Origin of the sequence: Micromonospora sp. WMMD710 (assembly GCF_029626045.1) — a bacterium.
Taxonomy (GTDB): Bacteria; Actinomycetota; Actinomycetes; order Mycobacteriales; family Micromonosporaceae; genus Micromonospora.
The window spans coordinates 6,001,758-6,020,451 of the sequence record NZ_JARUBD010000001.1; the positions used below are offsets into that span (position 1 = coordinate 6,001,758).

21 protein-coding genes are annotated in these 18,694 nt (G+C 73.1%); 8 read left to right on the forward strand and 13 right to left on the reverse strand.

The genetic code is table 11. The features are described from left to right. The first annotated feature begins 71 nt into the window (after positions 1-71). Positions 72-479 (forward strand): DUF3263 domain-containing protein, encoded by a 408-nt coding sequence (locus O7620_RS27770; protein WP_278126063.1) that lies wholly within the window; start codon positions 72-74, stop codon positions 477-479. 6 nt (positions 480-485) lie between these two features. On the opposite strand, the gene O7620_RS27775 is transcribed toward O7620_RS27770, so the two are convergent. Continuing rightward, the gene (locus tag O7620_RS27775; RefSeq protein WP_139587469.1) at positions 486-701 is read right to left on the reverse strand and encodes a hypothetical protein; all 216 of its coding nucleotides are present in this window, start codon (positions 699-701) and stop codon (positions 486-488) included. 236 nt (positions 702-937) lie between these two features. Here O7620_RS27775 and O7620_RS27780 point away from each other — a divergent pair, with 236 nt between their 5' ends. From O7620_RS27780 to O7620_RS27790, 3 genes are all read left to right on the forward strand, one after another. Continuing rightward, positions 938-1,231: a hypothetical protein gene (locus tag O7620_RS27780; protein WP_278126067.1), complete on the forward strand. Its 294-nt coding sequence runs from the start codon at positions 938-940 to the stop codon at positions 1,229-1,231. After that, entirely contained in the window at positions 1,200-2,096 is an 897-nt protein-coding gene (locus O7620_RS27785; protein WP_278126069.1) for a hypothetical protein, read from the forward strand. The genes O7620_RS27780 and O7620_RS27785 overlap by 32 nt, the downstream gene beginning before the upstream one ends. Positions 2,097-2,238: 142 nt before the next feature. Beyond that, the gene (locus O7620_RS27790; protein ID WP_151488574.1) at positions 2,239-2,748 is read left to right on the forward strand and encodes a GNAT family N-acetyltransferase; all 510 of its coding nucleotides are present in this window, start codon (positions 2,239-2,241) and stop codon (positions 2,746-2,748) included. 58 nt (positions 2,749-2,806) lie between these two features. Here O7620_RS27790 and O7620_RS27795 read toward each other — a convergent pair whose 3' ends face one another. The 7 genes from O7620_RS27795 to O7620_RS27825 are packed head-to-tail and all read right to left on the reverse strand — an operon-like array spanning position 2,807 to position 10,964. Continuing rightward, on the reverse strand, positions 2,807-5,026 hold the full coding sequence (locus O7620_RS27795; RefSeq protein WP_278126071.1) for an AAA family ATPase: 2,220 nt from the start codon (positions 5,024-5,026) through the stop codon (positions 2,807-2,809). Between the two features lie 38 nt (positions 5,027-5,064). Beyond that, the gene (locus tag O7620_RS27800) at positions 5,065-5,586 is read right to left on the reverse strand and encodes a hypothetical protein (RefSeq protein WP_278126072.1); all 522 of its coding nucleotides are present in this window, start codon (positions 5,584-5,586) and stop codon (positions 5,065-5,067) included. A 38-nt stretch (positions 5,587-5,624) separates the two neighbouring features. Continuing rightward, positions 5,625-6,383: an ATP/GTP-binding protein gene (locus tag O7620_RS27805; protein ID WP_151488572.1), complete on the reverse strand. Its 759-nt coding sequence runs from the start codon at positions 6,381-6,383 to the stop codon at positions 5,625-5,627. Beyond that, on the reverse strand, positions 6,361-6,840 hold the full coding sequence (locus O7620_RS27810; RefSeq protein WP_278126074.1) for a DUF742 domain-containing protein: 480 nt from the start codon (positions 6,838-6,840) through the stop codon (positions 6,361-6,363). The genes O7620_RS27805 and O7620_RS27810 overlap by 23 nt, the downstream gene beginning before the upstream one ends. Next, the gene (locus O7620_RS27815; protein ID WP_278126075.1) at positions 6,837-7,313 is read right to left on the reverse strand and encodes a roadblock/LC7 domain-containing protein; all 477 of its coding nucleotides are present in this window, start codon (positions 7,311-7,313) and stop codon (positions 6,837-6,839) included. Before O7620_RS27815 ends, O7620_RS27810 begins: the two co-directional genes overlap by 4 nt. Then, positions 7,310-9,784 carry a nitrate- and nitrite sensing domain-containing protein gene (locus O7620_RS27820; protein ID WP_278126077.1) on the reverse strand — a complete coding sequence of 825 codons (2,475 nt, stop codon included), beginning with the start codon at positions 9,782-9,784 and terminating at the stop codon, positions 7,310-7,312. Before O7620_RS27820 ends, O7620_RS27815 begins: the two co-directional genes overlap by 4 nt. After that, on the reverse strand, positions 9,771-10,964 hold the full coding sequence (locus O7620_RS27825) for a hypothetical protein (protein WP_278126079.1): 1,194 nt from the start codon (positions 10,962-10,964) through the stop codon (positions 9,771-9,773). Before O7620_RS27825 ends, O7620_RS27820 begins: the two co-directional genes overlap by 14 nt. 373 nt (positions 10,965-11,337) lie before the next feature. On the opposite strand from O7620_RS27825, the gene O7620_RS27830 reads away from it, so the two are divergent. Beyond that, complete coding sequence (locus O7620_RS27830) at positions 11,338-14,202, forward strand: alpha/beta fold hydrolase (RefSeq protein WP_278126080.1); 2,865 nt, start codon at positions 11,338-11,340, stop codon at positions 14,200-14,202. Then, positions 14,202-15,068 (forward strand): ABC transporter permease subunit, encoded by an 867-nt coding sequence (locus tag O7620_RS27835; RefSeq protein ID WP_278126081.1) that lies wholly within the window; start codon positions 14,202-14,204, stop codon positions 15,066-15,068. The genes O7620_RS27830 and O7620_RS27835 overlap by 1 nt, the downstream gene beginning before the upstream one ends. On the opposite strand, the gene O7620_RS27840 is transcribed toward O7620_RS27835, so the two are convergent. From O7620_RS27840 to O7620_RS27855, 4 genes are all read right to left on the reverse strand, one after another. Continuing rightward, positions 15,058-15,303, reverse strand: coding sequence for a DUF4232 domain-containing protein (locus O7620_RS27840; RefSeq protein ID WP_278127177.1), 246 nt, complete (start codon positions 15,301-15,303; stop codon positions 15,058-15,060). The two genes, O7620_RS27835 and O7620_RS27840, sit on opposite strands and share 11 nt — an antisense overlap. A gap of 178 nt (positions 15,304-15,481) precedes the next feature. Beyond that, entirely contained in the window at positions 15,482-15,787 is a 306-nt protein-coding gene (locus O7620_RS27845; RefSeq protein ID WP_347403784.1) for a hypothetical protein, read from the reverse strand. Beyond that, entirely contained in the window at positions 15,775-16,023 is a 249-nt protein-coding gene (locus tag O7620_RS27850) for a DivIVA domain-containing protein (RefSeq protein ID WP_278127178.1), read from the reverse strand. Before O7620_RS27850 ends, O7620_RS27845 begins: the two co-directional genes overlap by 13 nt. Before the next feature lie 157 nt (positions 16,024-16,180). Then, positions 16,181-16,735 (reverse strand): hypothetical protein, encoded by a 555-nt coding sequence (locus O7620_RS27855; protein ID WP_278126083.1) that lies wholly within the window; start codon positions 16,733-16,735, stop codon positions 16,181-16,183. A 194-nt stretch (positions 16,736-16,929) separates the two neighbouring features. Between O7620_RS27855 and O7620_RS27860 the strand changes: the two genes are divergently transcribed. Next, the gene (locus tag O7620_RS27860) at positions 16,930-17,160 is read left to right on the forward strand and encodes a winged helix-turn-helix domain-containing protein (RefSeq protein ID WP_278126085.1); all 231 of its coding nucleotides are present in this window, start codon (positions 16,930-16,932) and stop codon (positions 17,158-17,160) included. Positions 17,161-17,489: 329 nt separating this feature from the next. Here the strand turns inward: O7620_RS27860 and O7620_RS27865 are convergent, their stop codons facing one another. Beyond that, positions 17,490-17,612: a hypothetical protein gene (locus O7620_RS27865; RefSeq protein ID WP_278126086.1), complete on the reverse strand. Its 123-nt coding sequence runs from the start codon at positions 17,610-17,612 to the stop codon at positions 17,490-17,492. A gap of 157 nt (positions 17,613-17,769) precedes the next feature. Here O7620_RS27865 and O7620_RS27870 point away from each other — a divergent pair, with 157 nt between their 5' ends. Further along, positions 17,770-18,567: a type I restriction-modification enzyme R subunit C-terminal domain-containing protein gene (locus O7620_RS27870; RefSeq protein ID WP_278126087.1), complete on the forward strand. Its 798-nt coding sequence runs from the start codon at positions 17,770-17,772 to the stop codon at positions 18,565-18,567. Positions 18,568-18,694 lie beyond the last annotated feature (127 nt).

The window sequence follows — 18,694 nt, forward strand, 5'->3', positions numbered from 1 at the left end:
GGGCCTTCGTGCGTCGGTGGGACGCCGCGCCGGCTGCTGCGACCGGGCTCCTGGCTGGCTAGGCTGAGCGAATGTCCGCCGACGCCACCGCCCCCGAGCCGTCCACCGACGCTCGCCCGGCGGACATCGCGGGCGGCACCGGGCCGACCGTCCCGACGCCCCGACCGGCGCCGCCCATCGAGACCGCCGACGAACCGGCGCGGTCGGTCGACGCCACCGACGAGCCGGCCCCCGCCGAGCCCGTCGAGCCGGGGCTGACCGAGCGGGAGCGCGCCATCCTCGCCTTCGAGCAGCAGTGGTGGCGACACGCGGGTGCCAAGGAGCAAGCCGTCCGGGACACCTTCGGGGTCTCCTCGACCCGCTACTACCAGTTGCTCAACGGACTGCTCGACAACCCGGCGGCCCTCGCCGCCGACCCTGTGCTGATCGGCCGGCTCCGCCGGCTGCGCTCGTCGCGCGCCCGCAACCGCCGCCGCTGACGGCAGCTACTTCTTCTCGTACCCCTGCAGGCCGTTGCCGATGGCGAAGAACGTCGGCGCCCACTCGCCGATGAAGATGCCCCACCGGTCGGCCCGCGCCACGCCGGCCCGCTCCAGGTGCTTCGAGAGAAACCAACTGGTGAACGACAGGCCGATGCTGACGAAGCCGGCCATGTACATGTGATCCGCCTTGAGCCCTGACTCGTGCAACCGCTGCAACATCGCGATCCCCCTGTCGCTGTGGGCGGTTCAGCCTGTTACGCCCCCGCCCGGCCGTCCGGAGTCAACCCCTGCTGACGCTACCTGTCGGGTCCGCCCGGATGCGGTCGATTGGACGCCTTCGGTGCCCCCCGGCAGGGCCGCGCCGCAGGCCGTGCGGCATGTCGACGGGCCGGACGGGTAGGCGGAAGGTGTTCCGGGGTCGCCAGGCGACCGAGCACCCAGGAGGGGAGCGGAGCATGACGGCAACGAATCTGAAGGGCCGTGCGCGGCAGGCCCGCCAGGAGGCATCCCGAGTCGGCCACCAGGCCACGCAGGCCGGGGGTCAGGTGGCCCACACCGCCGCCGAACAGGGCGGACAGGTGGCCGCCGAGGCGCGGCGACAGGCCCGGGAGCCCGCGCAGCAGGCGGCCCAGTCGGTGCGGTCCGCCGCCCAGCAGGGGGTGTCCGCCGTACGCGACGAGGGCCGCTCGGCCGCCGGTCAGGTGCAGGGGGAGACGCATGCGGCCGCCAACGACCTTCGACAGCGCTGACCCGGTCGGCGCGCCGGGGCCGGCGCCGGTGATGCGGGTTCGCTCCGCGTCCGCGCCGGCCCCGGGCCGAGGGGTCAACGAGGACCTGGTCTTCCGGTTCGGTCCGCTGGTCGGTGTCCTGGACGGCGCGACGGTGCCGGAGGGCTTCGACACGGGCTGCGTGCACGGACCCGAGTGGTACGTCCGGCACCTGGCGGCCCGGCTCGGCGTCGCCGAGGCGGTGCGGCCCGCGGCCCGGCTGGCCAGCAACCTGGCCGCGGCCATTCTCGCGGTGCGGGCCGACCACGGCGGGCAGTGCGACCTCGACCATCCGGGCACCCCGTCGAGCACGGTGTGCCTGCTGCGGGACTGCGGCGACCAGGTCGACTATCTGGTGCTCTGCGACAGTCCGCTGGTGCTGGACGCCGGTGGGCAGGTCAGTGTGGTGACCGACGACCGGCTGGAGACGGCGATGGCCGAGCTGCGCCGGACGGTCGCCACCGTGCCCGCGGGCGTCGCCGACCCGGTGACCCGGTTCCGGCACGCGGTGGGCGTGCAGCGGGAGCGGATGAACCGCACGCACGGCTACTGGGTGGCGGCGGCTGACCCCGACGCGGCGTTCCACGCGGTGACCGGCACGGTGCCCCGGCACGGTCCCGGAGCGGTGCGCCGGGCGGCGCTGCTCAGCGACGGCGCGTCCAGCGCGGTCGAGCAGTTCGGGTTGACCGACTGGGCGGGTCTGCTCGACCTGCTGAGTGGTGGCGGGCCGGGAGCGTTGCTCGACCGGGTCCGCGACGCCGAGCGCGATCATCCCGACCGGCTGCGCCGGCACAAGGCCACCGACGACGCCTCGGTGGTGTTCTGCGAGTTCGGACCGACGGCCTGAGAAACTTTTTCATCCCGACGGGTGACGACGGAGCGTGAGGAAGGACACCCACGCCGCCCGACCGGCCGGTACCGGTGACCGGACCGCCAGTGGATGTCCAATGGGGTGGACTTCGGCCGATGGGGCCGGCAGACTGCGGCACGTGGCGGGTGCGGTCCGGCTGGAGCCGGTGGACGAGCAGAACCTGGAGCCGTTGCTCTCCGTAGCGGCTGCTGAGGCCGAGCCGGATGATGTGATGCCTCCGGTGGAGGCGCCCGCCGGTTGGTCGCTCGCCCGCCGGGAGGCGTTCCGGGAGTTCCACCGGGCGAGTTTCGGTGGCCTGGACGGCCCGACCCGCTCCCAGATGTACGCGATCCTCGTCGGCGGCGAGGTGGTGGGCATGGTCCGGATGACGCGCTGTGACGAGCCGGGCACGGTGGAGACCGGGATGTGGCTCGGGCGCTCGGCGCGTGGTCAGGGAATCGGCGTCGTGGCCCTGCGGGAGTTGCTGAACGCCGCCGCGCGGGCCGGCATGCGGGCCGTGGTGGCGGAGACGACGCCGGACAACATCGGGGCGGTCACCGTACTCGAAAAATGTGGTGCGAAATTGCACGAGGCCGGCGGCAAGGTGCGCGCCGAAATATGCCTCGATTCGACGCCTCCGGCTCTCTGAAAGCGCCTGACGCGTTTCGCCTCTGCTGGCTCCGGCCAGGCCGGCGACGCGGGGCGTCCTAGCTCCGGCCGGCCGCGTACGCCGCCAGCCAGGCGACCTGGTCGGGGTCCAGCGACGGGCGTACCCGTTGCCGGGCCGACGCCACGTGCGCGGCGGTGACGGTCGCGGCGGTCAACGACTCGCGCATCGCGGCCAGCGCCGCCTCCCGGACCAGCGCCGCGCAGTCCGCCGCCGAGAAGCCGACGAGGTCGTCGCCGAGTGCGGCCAGGTCGACGTCCGGTGCCAGCGGCACGTGTCGGGAGGTGGCCCGCAGGATCTCCGCGCGGGCGGTCCCGTCCGGTGGCGGCACGTAGACCAGCCGCTCCATGCGGCCGGGCCGCAGCAGCGCCGGGTCGACCAGGTCCGGCCGGTTCGTCGCGCCGACCACCACCACGTTGCGCAGGGTCTCCACCCCGTCCAGTTCGGTGAGCAGCGCGGCGACCACCCGGTCGGTGGTGCCTCCGTCGGTGGCCTGACCGCGTACCGGCGCCAGCGCGTCCACCTCGTCCAGGAAGATCAGCGTCGGGGCCGCCTCCCGGGCCCGGCGGAACAGCTCGCGTACCGCGCGTTCGCTCTCGCCGACCCACTTGGAGAGCAGTTCCGCGCCCTTCACCGAGAGCACGTTCGCCCGCCCCGACCCGGCCAACGCGGTGACCAGGTACGTCTTGCCGCAGCCGGGTGGCCCGTAGAGCAGCACGCCGCGCGGCGGCTGCACGCCGAGGCGGGCGAACGTGTCCGGGTAGGTGAGCGGCCACAGCACCGACTCGGTCAACGTCTGCTTGACCTCGCCCAGGCCACCGACGTCGTCCAAAGTCACCGAGGCGACCTCCAGGGTGGACGCGGCCATCGTGGTGGGCCGGACCACCTCCAGGGCGGCCGTGAAGTCGCCCATCGACACCGTCGGCGTCTCGGCCACCTTCTGTCGCAGCGCCGCCCGTACGCCGGCCTCGCGGACCAGCGCGGCCAGGTCCGCCGCCACGAACCCGGGGGTACGCGCGGCCACCTCGTCGAGGCGTACGTCGTCGGCCAGCGGGACCTGGCGGGTCAGCACGGTGAGCTGTTCGCGGCGCAGCGCCAGGTCGGGCAGCGGGATGCTGATCCGCAGCGACAGCAGGTCCGGCGCGCGCAGGGCCGGGTCGACCGTCTCCGGCCGGCTGGTGGTGCACACCACGGCGGCACCGGCCCGGATGGTCTCGGCGAGCACCTGCCGGAACACGGTGGCCACCGGGCCGGGCTCGTCGGCCGGGGCGAGCGCCTCCACGTCGGTGACCAGCAGCACCGCCGGCCCGTCGGCGCGTACCGCCGTGGCCGCGGCCCGCAGCCGGTCCGCGGCGGCCTGGTTGGTCAGCGCGGCCACCTCGGGTGCCCACAGCGGGTGTACGCGGGCACCGACGCGGGCCGCGACCGCCCGGACCAGCGCCGACTTTCCGGAGCCGGCCGGCCCGCCGAGCAGCACGCCCAGCGAGATGGTCGTGCCGAGGCGCCCCAGCACCTCCCGGTGGTGGAAGCCGAGGTCGAGCAGTTCGGTCAGCTCCTCGGCCTGCGCCCGCAACCCGGGCAGCTCGTCCACGTCCGGCGCGTCGTCGGCCGGGACCACCACGGGCGCGGCGTCGGTCGGGGCGTTCCCGCGCGTTTCGGGTTTGTGCGCGGCGCGCCCGTGCGTGGTGTGGCCGTGCTCCCAGCCGACCGTGGTGTCCATGGTGACCAGCGCACCGGCGGCCGGCTCCACCGCGACCACGGTGAGCAGTGTGCTCGTCCAGGCGAAGCCGACCGTGTTGGCGAGGCTGCGCCGGGCCGCCTCGACCAGGCTGCGCACCGAGGCGTCCGGCAGCACGTCCTGCGGCAGCAGCGACACGTCGTCGCCCACGGTGACCACCTTGCCCAGCAGGGCGAGCCGGAGCATCTCCGGGCTGACCGCCGCCATCACCCCCACCGGCCCGGTCAGGGTGACCCGGCCGGCCGCGGCCAGCGGCAACGGGGTCACCCGGACCTGGCCGCCGTCGCGCAGGCCGAGGTTGCCCAGCGTCAGGTCGTCGGCGTACAGCAGGGCGGTGCTCGCGCCCGGGTCGGCGGCCGCGACGATCCCGGCCGTGTCCCGGCGGCCGGCCAGCCGGACCGGGTCGCCGGGGCGTAGCCCCAGCGCGGTCAGCGCCTCCGGGTGCAGCCGCACGATGCCACGGCGAGCGTCCAACGCGGCCGGCCGCAGGCTCGCCGTCAGGGTCAGGTCGGGTTGCGCCACCGCCCGACCGTAGCCGCCCGCGACCAGTCCCGCGTCCGTCAGCGCCGGGGATCCAACTCGTCGAGCAGCGACGGATCCCGCCGGATCAGCTCGGCGAGGCGGGCCGCCGGGTCTGGCGTCAACCCGTCCGGGCCCGGTGCCCACGCCGGCACCGTCCGCCCGGACATCGGCCAGGACGGCGGAGGTTCCGCCGGGGCCGCCGGGGGCTCCGGGCCGACCGTGGCGCGCGGGCCGTCCCAGGACACCCGCAGCGGGTACGTCCGCCCGGCGTGCTCGACCCGGACGGTCACCGCCAGACCGGGGTGGGCGTCGACGACCTGACGGACCGCCTCGGCCACCTCCTCGACCGGCCCCCATCCGGGCGGATCGTCGGGCGTGTCCCGCCCGGCGTGCCGGCCCGGCCGGGTGCCGCGCGGGTCGGTGGGGCCGCTCGCGTGGTGGGCCGGGCCGCCGACCGGACCGGGCGGTGGTGTGCTGTCGTCGCGGTCGTTGGTCCGCCGGCGCAGCGCCTCCTCACGCCGGGCCAGCCGGGCCAGCGTCTCGTCCAGGTCGCCCCTCACCAGATCACCCCTTCCCGCCACGGCCGGAGCCGGTCGGCTCAGGCCCTCCTGTCCCGGGTGGCCCGGTCCAGCGCCCGGTCCAGGACGACCAGCAGGGCGTCCCGTACCGACAGCCGGTCCCGGGCGTCGAACTGCACCAGAGGTACCTGATCGCCGATGGCCAGCGCCCACCGGATCTCGTCGAGTTGCAGTGCCAGCCGCCCGTCGAAGGCGTTCACCCCGACCACGAACGGCAGTCCCGCGCGTTCGAAGAAGTCGACCGCCGGGAAGCAGTCGTCCAGCCGGGCGCTGTCGACGACCACCAGCGCGCCGAGCGCACCACGGGCCAGGTCGTCCCACATGAAACCGAATCTGGCCTGCCCCGGTGTGCCGAACAGGTACAGCTTCAGGCTGCGGTCGATGGTCACGCAGCCGAAGTCCATCGCCACCGTGGTGGTGGTCTTGGCGGACCGGGCGCCCGGGTCGTCCACGCCGATCCCGGCGCTGGTCATCTCGGCCTCGGTGGTCAGCGGCGCGATCTCGGAGATCGCACCGACCGTGGTGGTCTTGCCCACCCCGAAGCCACCGGCGACCAAAATCTTGACCGGGATCGGTGGTGCGGCCGGCCGGTTGACCGGCGGCGGCGTCGACCCGCTGTCGGCCGGCGGGCGGTACGGCGGTGGTGCGGCCGCCGGCGGGCCGGTGCGTCCGAGCACGGGGCCGCTGCCCGGCGAGGTGCCGTACCGGGCGGTGGCGCTGTTGCCGGCGAGACCCCCCAGCGGGGCGACCGGCCATTCAGGAGATCGCACGGAGTCCATCAATCACTCGCAGGATGAGGTCGGGGTCGTACGCGTCGTCGGCGTCGGTCACGTGCACGTTCAGGTGCCCGGCGGCCCGCAGGTCGCCGACCAGGACCCGGGCCACCCCGAAGTGCAGCCGGGTCCGGGCCGACAGTTCGGCCACCGAGATCGGCTCGGCGCAGAGCGCGATGATCGCCTGGTGTTCCGGTGCCAGCAGGGCGTCCTGCGTGCCGGTCCACCAGCCGCTCTCGGTGCGCACGGTCACCTGCGTCTCCAGCCCGATCGCCGGGTCGGCGCCGGTCACCCGGCCGGAGGTGAGCACGAACGGCCGGGGGCCGGCCGGCCGGCCGTCGCCGGGCTCGGGCTGCACCGTCGCCGCCGGCGCACCATCCCCGGGCGGGGGCGTACGCAGGTAGGGGCGGATCCGGGCCCCGGGTTCCGGGTCCGGTTCCTCGCCAGCGACGTCGGGGGTCATTGTTGGACGGCGTTCTTCAGCTCGACGATCAGCCGTGGGGTGAGGGCGTTCCCGGCCCGCCCGGCGAAGAGCGTCATCTCGTACGCGACGGTGCCCAGGTTGGCCGACCGGTCGGCGACGACACCGAGCACGGAACCGCTGCTGATCGCACTGATCAACAGGTAGCCGTCGGCCATGTCGACGATCACCCGGTTCAGGCCGCCGAGCGCGTACCAGCTGGCCGCGCCGCCGGCGAGGCTGGTCATGCCGGAGACCACGGCGGCCAGTCGTTCCGCGTTGGAGCGGTCCTTGATCGCCGACATGGCCATCAGCAGCCCGTCGGAGGAGACCGCGATCGCCTCCAGCACCCCGGCCGTGCTGGAGGTGAAGGAGTCCAGCAGCCAGTTGAAGGTGCGCGCCTCCGGGCTGAGATCGCCGGTGGCGCCGCTCTGGTTCTGGTGGTCGACGTTGTCGTGCAGGAAGGGGCTGGTCACCGTGATGATCCTTCTTCGTTCCGGCGGTCTGGGCTGACTTCGCGGAGAGCGCGGGCGACGCCCGCCTCGAACTCGGTGATGAGTTGGCGGACCTCGGTCGGGTCGCCGAGGTGTGTGCTGGCCGGCGGGCAGGGTGGGGTGACGGTGAGGTTCGCCCCGGGTACCCGTCGACTCAGCCGGGGGCGGCCGGGAGCCGTCGGCGTGTTCAGTTCGGCCCGGCGTACGCCGGACTGGAACGCCTCGACGAGTGCGCGGGCGGCGGCCGGGTCGGCGGCGGTCGCGTCCACCGGCCCCGCCGGTGCGGCGGTGGGCGGCAGGCTGGCCCCGGGGACCCGCTGCCGGATCCGGGGGGTGTTCGGCGTACCCGAGGGCTCCGGGCGCGGTGGCGCCGGCGCGGTGGGCGTCGGCTGCTCGGCGCTGGTGGCGGTGCCGAACGCGTTCCAGGACGGGCCGGACTCCAGGCTGCGGGTCGCGCGGCTGAGCAGGTCCGAGTCGAAGTGCGCGGGGGTGATGGTCGCCGCCGCGAAGGCCGGCGCACCGCCGTCCGGGTCGAGCACGGTCGTCGTACGCCGGTCGGGCACCGCGACCCGGGCCACGACGGCGCCGGCGCGGTCCGCGCGGCGCAGCACCAGCGACGCCGACGGGATCTCCACCTGGGCGGTCACCCCGCCACCGGCGGTGGCGGCCAGGCTCACCTCCCAGCCGTGGCGGCGGGCCAGCCGGCCCACCACGAAGAGGCCGAGCACCTCGGTCGGCGCCAGGTCGAGCCGTTCCCGTCGGGTGAGCCGGGCGTTCTCCTCGGCCAGCCGTTGTTCGGACATGCCGATGCCGTGGTCCACGACGGTGACGCGGGCGCCGAGCTCGGACGTCTCACCCTTCACCAGCACGCGGGTGTGCGGCGGGGAGAAGACGGTGGCGTTCTCCATCAGCTCGGCCAGCGCGAGGATGAGGTCACCGACCACCGCCGGTGCGGCCGAGACGCCCGCCGGCACCCGCACCTCGACGCGGGTGTAGTCCTCGATCTCGCCGAGCGCCAACCGGACGACGTCGGCCAGCGGCACCGGCGCGGTGTGCGCGTCCGCACCGGCCGAGCCGGAGAGCACCACCAGGCTGCCGGCGTTGCGCCGCAGGCGGCTGGAGATGTGGTCGAGCCGGTACAGGTGTTCCAGTCGGCCCGGGTCGGCCTCCTGCTCCTCCAGCCGGTCGATCAGTGCGATCTGCCGGCCCACCAGGTTCTGGGTGCGCCGCCCGACGTGGCCGAACATCTGCGCCACGTTGCGCCGGCCGGCGACCTGCCGCTCGACGAGCCGGGAGGCGGTGCTCTGCACCCGGTCGAAGGCCCGGGCCAGGTCGCCGATCTCGTCGTTGGCCCGAATGTCCACCGGTTCCAACCGGATCGACTGCGCGCTCTCCGTCTCGTCGTCGGTGACCCGCACCAGTTCCGCCTCGGCGACCCGGGCGACCCGGTCGGCGGAGCGGGTGAGCTGGGTCAGCGGCCGGGCCACCGTTCGCGCGACCGCGGCGCTGAGCAGCACCACCAGCGCCAGGATCAGCGCCGCCGCCGCACCGACCAGGTACGCGGCGGTCAGCGCCCGCCGCTGTTCGGCGGTGACCTCGGCGAGTACGTCGGCGACGAGCTTCTTCTCGACGAACTGGCCGAGTCGGATCATCGTGCGGACAGCCGGGAAGAGCGCGTCCATCGGCACGTCGCGGACCGCGGCGGCCGGATCCCGGGCGCTGGTGACCAGGAAGTCGGGGCTGGTACGCGCGGCCACCGCCGCGTCGTTGAGCTGGGCCACCTTGAGCTGTTCGGGCGTGATGAGGCTGCGGAAGCGCGCGTTGTCGACCTGGAGGGCGGCGATGCAGGCCACGTAGCCGGCGGTGGTGTCCGGGGTGCCGATCGCCTTGACCAGCAGGCTGAGCGTGGCGCACGCGCCCAGGCCCTCGTCGGCGCGCAGCAGCCCGTCGAGGGCGAGCACCTGGCGGCCGGGCAACGTGTCGGTGTCCACGCCGACCACCAGCCGCAGCGACTCGATCATCCCCATGTTGACCGGGCCGAACGCCGCCATCACCTGGCCCGGGTTGGCGACCCGGGCCAGCACGGCGGTGCGCAGGTCGACGAGGCTGGACACGCCGTCCAGGGAGCGGTCGACCCGACCGGTCAGCGCGTCCCCGCCGGCGGCCCGCAGGTCGGCGACCCGGTCGTCCACGTCGGCGGACTTGCGGATGACCTCGGCGCGTTCGACCCGGCCGAGCAGATAGCCGACGGAGAGGATGCGTTCCTGCTGGAGGTCCTGGACGAGGCTGCCGACCCGGCTGGCGAGGCGTACCCGGTCGGTGATGTCGCCGGCGCGCTGCGCGGCGGCCACCCGTTCGAGCACCACGGGCACGGCGAGGCCGACCATGCTGAGCAGCGGGATCACCACGAGCAGCGCGAGTTTGCCGCGGATCCGGAGCCTACCGAGCAGCATCGAACGGCCCCCACTGGGTGGCTTCCGGCTCACGGGCGGCGCCGACCGGTTGCAGCGCCCGGTGGTCGCCGGCCCGGCCCGCACCGATCGGTGGCTGCCAGGCGTCGGCCGGCGTCGGCTCGTCGGGGCTATCGGTGCCCGGGATGGGCATGGCGGCGCGGCGGCGCGTGCGACGGTCGGCGCTGATCAGTAGCCCGGCCAGCCAGCCCGACAGCAGCACGAAGGCCGCCGCCGCGCCAGTGGTCAACCAGCGGTCCCGGTCCAGGCCGTCGATCCGTTCGACCAGCAGGGCGTCCAGTTCGGCCAGGATGACCGGCTGGAGCTGCCGGGCGGCGGTGTGCGCGTTGAGCCCGGCGGCGCCGAGCCGGCCCGGGTCCACCGTGGCGGTTCCGTCGGCCGGCATCGAGTAGGCGGCCAGCGCCTCCACCGAACGCTGGTAGTTGTCCAGCGGGGTCAGCACGTTGGCGCCGAGGTCGGTGCTCTCCGAGCCGTCCACGGCAGATCTCAGGTTGTCGACCACGTCGGCGGCGGGGGCCAGCGCGGCCACCCGCAGCGCGGTCAGTTCGAGGAGGCCGCGGGGCTGCTCGGCGGCAGGTCGGCGGGCGACGAGGGCACCCAGGTCGGCGAGCCTGCCGGCGGCGACGACCGCTTCGGGCAGTTCCTGGCCGACGCTGTCCTGGAGGAAGTACGAGTCGGCGGCGGGGTCGCGTACCAGGCCGGAACTCTCCCGGACCTTACGGTGCAGAGCCAGCAGCAGGTCGGTGACCTCGCTGTACGCGGTGAACGCGGCGGCCGGGTCGGCGGGACTGCGGTCACGCAGCGCCTCCAGCTTGGCGCGCAGCCCGGCCCAGCGTTCCTGGCTGCGCAGCTCGACGCCGATCCGGGCGTCCACCGAGGCGGCCTCCTCGACCGTGCGGGCGAGCGTCTCGCCGGAGGCGGGACGGCCGTTGACCGCGGCGGACTGGGCGTCCACCAGCGCGTCGGTGACCGGGGCGAGGGCGCGCAGGTACTGGACGCCGAGTCGTTCCCGGGCGGCCAGGTCCCGGTCGTCACCGGTGTGCCGCCAGGTCTGCGTGAGGAGCAGACCCACCGGTGCCAGCAGTGCCGCGATGAGCAACAGCGGTAGCAGCCGGCCCAGTGTGGAGGGCCGTCGACGGACCCGCGGTGCGGGGACTGCCATGGTGTGTCTCCTCCGGCGTCAGGCTGGGGCGGCGCGGTGTGGGGTTTCGCCGATGAGTCCCGTGCACCGGACCGGAAAACTAACCGAACCGCCGTGGCCCGGACCGTCGTCAGCGAGTCGGCTTTGCGTCAGTTCGAGCGATGTCACGGTTCGTCCTGGTCGCCGCCACGCTGCGTCCCATCGGTGGGTGTGACATGAAGGGATCGAGGGGGATATCCGCGGAAGATCGGATTTCACGGAATCCGAACTCAACTCACTGGGCCGCGTCCGATGGTGCGCGGTCGCACCGGGCCGGATCGCCGATCGGGCCAACCGGACAGACGTACGGCGGATCTCAGCCAACGCTCAGGCTGCGGCCCGTACCGTGTGCCGCATGAGATCGCCGTCGCCGGCCGCGTGGATCCGGCGTGCCCTGCCCACCCGTCGCCGCGCGATCGCCGCGGCGGCGGTCATCGTGCTCCTGGCGGCCGCCGTGACCTGGGCGGTGTGGCCGCAGGGACCGGGTGTCCGCACCGAGAGCGCGATGCTCACCGTCCGCTCAGGACCGTCCGGCGACCGGCCGGTGAACCTGGACACCACCTTCTACCTGCCGGCCGACGCGTCGTCCGGGCGCAAGGTGCCGGCGGTGCTGCTGGCGCACGGCTTCGGCGGTACGAAGGAGTCGGTGCGGTCGGACGCGGAGGAGTTCGCCGGGCGCGGCTACGCGGTGCTGACCTGGACGGCGCGGGGCTTCGGCCGCAGCGGCGGTGAGATCCACCTGGACAGCCCGGATTACGAGGTGCGCGACGCCGAGCGGCTGCTGGACTGGCTGGCCGCCCGACCGGAGGTGCGCACCGACGGCGCCGGCGATCCGAAGGTCGGCGTGGTCGGCGGCTCGTACGGTGGCGGGCTGGCGCTGCTGCTGGCCGCCCAGGACCGTCGGGTGGACGCGATCGTCCCGATGATCACCTGGAATGACCTGTCCCGGGCGTTCCTGCCGGAGAGCACCGGCGCGGCGCCCACCAAGGGCGTGTTCAAGAAGGGCTGGGCCGGCCTGTTCTTCGGCGGGGGCGGCAACGTGGGCTCCGGCCCGGCCGGGCTCTCCGGTGCGACCGCCGCCCAGCCGCAGGGCGCACCGGCGTCGGCCGGTCCACCCAGCCCCGCCCCGACCGCCGGGCCGGGCACCGGTCCCGGTGGCGCCCCGACCGGTGCCGCCGACCCGTCCTGCGGGCGGTTCGCCGCCGACGTGTGCGCCGCGTACCTTCGAATCGCCACCACCGGACGCGCCGACCAGCCGGCCGTGGACCTGCTGCGCCGCTCCAGCCCGGCCGGTGTGCTGGACCGGATCAAGGCGCCGACTCTGCTGGTGCAGGGCGAGGCGGACACGCTCTTTCCGCTCGGCGAGGCGGACGCGAACGCGCGCGGCATCGCCGCCACCGGCACCCCGGTGCGGGTCGCCTGGTTCACCGGCGGGCACGACGGTGGCAGTGGTCCCCGCTCGGACGAGGACCGGGTGAAGTTCCTGACCGCGCAGTGGCTCGACCACTACGTCAAGGGCGAGGGTGACGCACCCGGCGACGACTTCACCTGGTCGCGGATCGCCGGCTTCGACGCGCTCGACCGGGGTCTGGTCGCCACCGGTTTCCGCCGCGCCGACTACCCGGGCCTCGCCGGCAACGCCCGCCGGGACGTCACGGTCGCCGGCCCGACGCAGCCGATCGCCAACCCGCCGAACGGCAACCCGGCTGCCATCTCCTCGATCCCGTTCGCGGGCGGGCTCACCTCGCTGCTGGACGGGGTGGCCGGCGACGTACCCGGTCAGCACGCCCGGTTCGAGTCGACCCCGCTCACCGAGGCGGTGGACGTGGCGGGCGCGCCCACCGTCACCCTGCGGGCCGCGTCACCGACCGGCGAGGCGGTGCTCTTCGTCAAGCTCTACGACGTCGACCCCGACGGCGCGGCCACCCTGCCGAACGGCCTGGTCGCGCCGATCCGGCTCACCGGCCTGCCGCAGCGGGTGCAGGACGCCCGCCCGGTCACCGTGACGCTGCCCGGGATCGTCCGCCGGGTGGAGGCCGGGCACCGGCTGCGGCTGGTGGTGGCCACCTCCGACCAGGCGTACACCACTCCCGCCGAACCCACCGTCTACACGGTGGCGGCGGACGGCGTGGTCAGCCTGCCCACGGTCGACGGCGAGCCGATCCCCACCGCGGCGACGGTGTGGCGCTGGGTGCTCGCCGGTCTGCTCGCCACCATCGCGGTCGGGCTCGTCGTGGTCGTTGCCCTGGTCCGCCGGCGGCACCGCCGCCAGGACCGGTCGGTGCATCCGGAGTACGCGGACACGCCGCTGGCCGTGCGCGCACTGCGCAAGGAGTACGCGGACGGCTTCGTGGCGGTGTCGAACGTGGACTTCGAGGTGCATCCCGGTCAGGTGGTGGGTCTGCTCGGGCCGAACGGCGCCGGCAAGACGACGACCCTGCGGGTGCTGATGGGGCTGACCCAGCCGACCGCCGGCGAGATCTACGTGTTCGGCCGTCGGCTGGTGCCCGGCTCACCGGTGCTGTCTCGGATCGGGGCGCTGGTGGAGGGGCCAGGTTTCCTGCCGCATCTGTCCGGTCTGGACAACCTCAGGGCGTACTGGCGGGCGACCGGGCGGCCGTGGGAGGACGCGCAGTTCGACGCGGCCCTGGAGATCGCCGGGCTGGGCGACTCGGTGCACCGGAAGATCAAGAACTACAGCCACGGCATGCGCCAACGGTTGGCCATCGCTCAGGCGATGCTGGGCCTTCCCGAGCTGCTGGTGCTGGACGAGCCGACCGACGGGCTCGACCCGCCGCAGATCGCCGAGATGCGCCGGGTGCTCCAGCGGTACGCCACGGACGGCCGGGCGGTGCTGGTCTCCAGCCACCTGCTGGCCGAGGTGGAGCAGACCTGTACGCACGCGGTGGTGGTGAACAAGGGCCGGATCGTGGCGTCCGGCCCGGTGGAGGAGATCGTGGGCGAATCGCCGAGCGTGCTGTTCGACGTGAGCGACCAGGTGGCGGCGCGGGCGGTGCTGGATCGGCTGCACGGTGTCCGCGTACTGCCGGAGAGCGACGGTCAGCTGGTGGTCGACACCAACGGCACGGCCCGCAGCGAGGTGGTGGCCGAGCTGGTGCGCGCCGGCATCGGGGTGGACCGGGTGGTGCCCCGGCGGCGCCTGGAGGACGCGTTCCTCGCCCTGGTGGGCGACAACTCTCGGGGAAGCGGTGACCGGTGATGGCTGTTCTTGAGGCGGGTGAGGCGCGAGGCTACCGGCCGTCGGCGACCATGCCGTTCGGGGCGGAGTTCCGCCGCCAGGCGTCCCGGCGGCGGACCCAGCTGGCGCTCGGGTTCATGGTGCTGCTGCCGCTGATCATCCTGATCGCGTTCCAGTTCAACTCGGGTGGGGACGACGACAACGGCAACAACGAGTTCGCCAGTCTGGTCGACCTGGCCACCTCCGGCGGGCTCAACTTCACCCTGTTCTCGATCTTCGTGTCGGCGTCGTTCCTGCTGGTGGTGGTCGTCGCGCTGTTCTGCGGCGACACGGTGGCCAGCGAGGCGAGCTGGGGCAGCCTGCGCTACCTGCTGGCGATCCCGGTGCCCCGGGCACGGTTGTTGACGGTGAAGCTGGTGGTCGCGCTCGCGTACTCGGGTCTGGCCCTGCTGCTGCTGGCCGGCACGGCGCTGCTGGCCGGCACCCTGCGCTACGGCTGGTCGCCGCTGCGCAGCACGGTCGCCGCCGAATTGGAGCCGACCGAGGGGCTGCTCCGGCTGCTGGCCGTGCTCGGCTACCTGGCGGTCGTACTCCTGGTGGTGGCCGGGCTGGCGTTCCTGCTGTCGGTGACCACGGACGCCGCGCTGGGTGCGGTGGGCGGCGCGGTCCTGCTGTGGATCCTGTCCAGCATCCTGGACCAGATCACCGCCCTGGGCGCGCTGCGGGACTTCCTGCCCACCCACTTCAGCACCGCCTGGCTGGGGCTGCTGTCCACGCCGGTGCAGACCGACGACGTGGTGCGCGGCTGCATCTCCGCGGTCAGCTACGCGACGCTGTTCTGGGGGCTGGCGTTCTGGCGTTTCACCCGCAAGGACATCACGTCGTAGCCTTCCGCCAGGCGCTGACGCCGATCCGGCCGGTGTTGCCCACGTCGAGCGGGCCGTCCGGGTCGACGTCCTCGGCCGGCTGCCCGGCGGCGGGTGCGACCGTCAGGTACGCCCCGTCGGTGGCCACCACGGTCGGGTCGGTGACCAGGTTGCGCCAGAGGACGGTGGCGACGGCCCGCTCGCCCTTGCGCAGCGTGAACGGCTGAGGCGGCTGGTCGAAGCCGGCTGAGGCCAGCCCAAGTCAGTCCAGCCGCGTCCGCCTTGATCAGGTCGGCGCCCTCGGCGACCAGGTCGCCGATGTAGGTCTGCGGGTCAAAGTCAGCATCTGAGAACGCCGGCAGTCGCACTGATCCGCCCCGGCAGGGCTGGCGCGACGCACGACCTGTTGGCCCGACCGACTGGGCTCGGCGCGCTTACGGCGGCGGCTCTCGGGACTCATCCGAGCATGTTTCCACGCCCGCTGGGACGGCTTCACACAATGCGCCGAGGTGATCGGTCGGCAGGGTGCAGCGGGCGCCGCCGGGGAGGCGACGGTCGCACCAGACCCGGGTACGCACGAACTGACGATCCTCCTCGCTGAGGGTCGTCTCGCCGAAGTCGATGGCGAGCACGTGGCCGAGGGAGTGGCGCAGCGCCATGGCCAGCGCCGCCGCGTCGTCGACCCGGCGCAGGGTGGTCGGTAGGTGGATGATCCAGTGTGGTTCGGTCACCGGGACCACCGGCTGTTCGGGGCGGTCGAGGTGTGGCGGCAGTCGGTGTGCCGCGACTGCCACTGCCGCAGGGCCTGCCGAATGCGTTCACCCTCGGTGTTGGCGGTGGTGAGATCACGGGTGAGTCGTTCCAGTTCGTCGGCGAGCAGGTCGAGGTAGGCGTACACCTGGGTGGGGTCGAGGCCGCGCCACCGGCGGGCGTCGAAGGTGGCGGCGCGGACGTGCTGGGGGAGCAGGCGCCGCATGGTCTGGTAGATCACGGTGGACCGCCTTCCGTTCGATGGTTCCGCCGGCGGCACCGGGGCGGGCGGGGTCGGCCGGCACGACCGCGTGTGACGTACCGGCCGGAGCCCGGCACCCACCCCGGGCCCTTTCCTTTCCACGGAGGTCCGCGGGCAGGTTTCAGGTGGTGACAGCTTCCGCGCCGGACAACCCGCCGGTGTACGACGTGAGCGCGGCGACCGCCGCGGACAGGCTCTCGTTCATTAGCCCGAGCTGGTCGGCGGCCCGGTGCCACTGCCCGGCCGCCGTCTCGGTCGCCGGATCGCTGGGCCGGTCGTGCACGTCGGTGCCGATGAGTTGTTGCCCCGCGGTGGTGATCCGGGCCGGGAGCGCACCGATGCGGGTGGCCGCACTGGCCAACTGGTCGCGGACGGTGTCCAGCACCTCGACCAGAGCGCCGATGGTGGCCCGATCCTGGTGGCCGGCGTCGGCGCGGAGCAGGTGGACGCCGTCACTGAGCTGCCGTTCCGCGTCACCGGCCAGGTCGAGCGCATCCTCGCCGCTGCGTCGCGCCAGCCGGATCGCCGGGTGGGCGCAGCCCGCCCCGGTCCGTTCCAGCAGCACAGCGGCGGCAGCCACAGCGAGGTACGTCTCGCGCAGCTCGGCCGTCACCTGCTCCACGGACCAGATCGCGCTCGCCGCCGGCACTTCCGTCGACGTCTCCGACACGGTCACGGGTGGCCTCCTCTCGTGGGGTTACGGGGGTGCCGGGGCAGCACAGGGGGTGCCGCCCCGGCAGGGAACCACCCAGTGCCTAGCTGGAAGCTCCGTCTGCAGCTTTACCGATAATGTCGGTAAAGTCAACGATGCGCTTGAGGTGTCTCGTGTGGTTGTGGTCAGATGGGCGTGCCTAGCTGGGAGTACCTCGCATGCCCTCACCAAGAAAATTCGAGCCGCACTACCGGCGGATCATCGCTGACATCAGGAAGCGCATCGCCGACGGCGAGTGGCCGCCAGGTCACAAGCTGCCCTCGACCAAGGAGTTGGCGGACCTCTACGACGTGCGCAGCCAATCGACGGTCCGGCAGGCCATCACGATTTTGATCGAGACTGGCGAGTTGTACGGCCACCAAGGGCTCGGTGTCTTCGTGGCTGAATAGCGCCATCGGTTCGAGACTGCGGTCTACGTCGATCTCCGATACCGTATGCCCGATGTACTTCGAGCGGGGACGGGTGGCTGGATGAGCATCGCAGACCTAAAGGCGACCCTTGGTGCTGCCATCGAGTCGGCCCGCCAAGGCCGTCGAACCCTCGATCGGGCGATTGCTCAAGCTGAATCAGCCACCGGTGAAGCGGCCCGAGTCCTCCGGGGCAGTCAGCATGCCGAGGTAACCCGCGTTCAAAGCGCGCTCAGTTCCGCCGCAGCTGAGGTCGGACCGACTCGCCGACGCTTCGATGTCGTTGCCGAAAAGGTAGGCGACTACCGCTCTCAGCTTGGGTGACCAGCGTTGGCGATGTAGTCGCGCATCTTGTGGCGATACGCGCAAACCTCGACACCGCTGCTGTGACCGCATCTCGTGCGCAGGCCGACGCCGAACAGGCGCTCGCGCATCTAGCCGAGGTTCGTCGAGTACTACGTCGACATCGACAACTGGCACCGGCTGTCGCCCGAGGCGTCCGCGCAGCTCGTCGCCGGCCTCGCCGGTCTGCCCAGCGAAGTCCGCGACGACGGCGAGGAGGCCAAGCGCTTCGACCTGTTGATCCTGCGGATGCAGCTCGGCCTGCTGGTGCCCGACAGGCGGTTCAACCGGCACCGCACCGAGGTCCAGGAGATCGCTTCGGCGCTGTTGGAGCAGACCACCATCCCGATGATCCAGCAGCGGGCCCACCTGCTGGAGGAGATAGCCGGCGACGAGTGGTGGCAGGATGTCACGCTGCCCATGCTGGAGTTGGCCCGGCGTCGGATGCGCGACCTGGTCCGGCTCGTGCCCAAGGTGCGTCGCACCCTCGTCTTCACCAACTTCGCCGACGAGATCGACCAGGAGGTCGAGCTGCCGTTCAGTGGGGTGACGGTCGGCACCGACCTGGAGCGCTTCCGCGCGAAGCTGCGTGTCTACCTGCGCATCCACGAGGATCACGTGGCCGTGCAGAAGCTGCGCCGCAACCGGCAGCTTTCCGGCACCGACCTCGCCGAGCTGGAACGGATGCTCGGCGAGAGCGGTGTCGGCGACAAGCAGGACATCGACCAGGCCCGCCGGTCCTCCGAGGGTCTTGGCCTGTTCATCCGCTCACTGGTCGGCCTGGAGCGCGAGGCGGCTCGGGAGGCGTTCAGCGAATTCCTCGTCGACCGGGCCCTCAACGCCGCCCAGCTCGACTTCATCAACCTGATCGTCAACGACCTGACGGTGAACGGTGTGATGGAGCCGGGACGCCTCTACGAGTCCCCGTTCAACGGTGTTGCCCCGCGTGGTCCCGAAGCGCTCTTCTCCAACCCTGACGCCGATCGTTTGGTCTCGATTCTCCGCTCGATCAAGAACAACGCCGTCTTGGCGAGCGAGGTGGCGTAGCAGCGCGGGGCTCTGTCGCGGGTCGACCGACGCCCCATGCCTGGGGCAACTCCACAGGCTGTACGGGCCGCTCGACAGGCGGTATTGTCGGCCTCGGGAGCGCTCCCACGGCGGTGCTGGCCCGGCG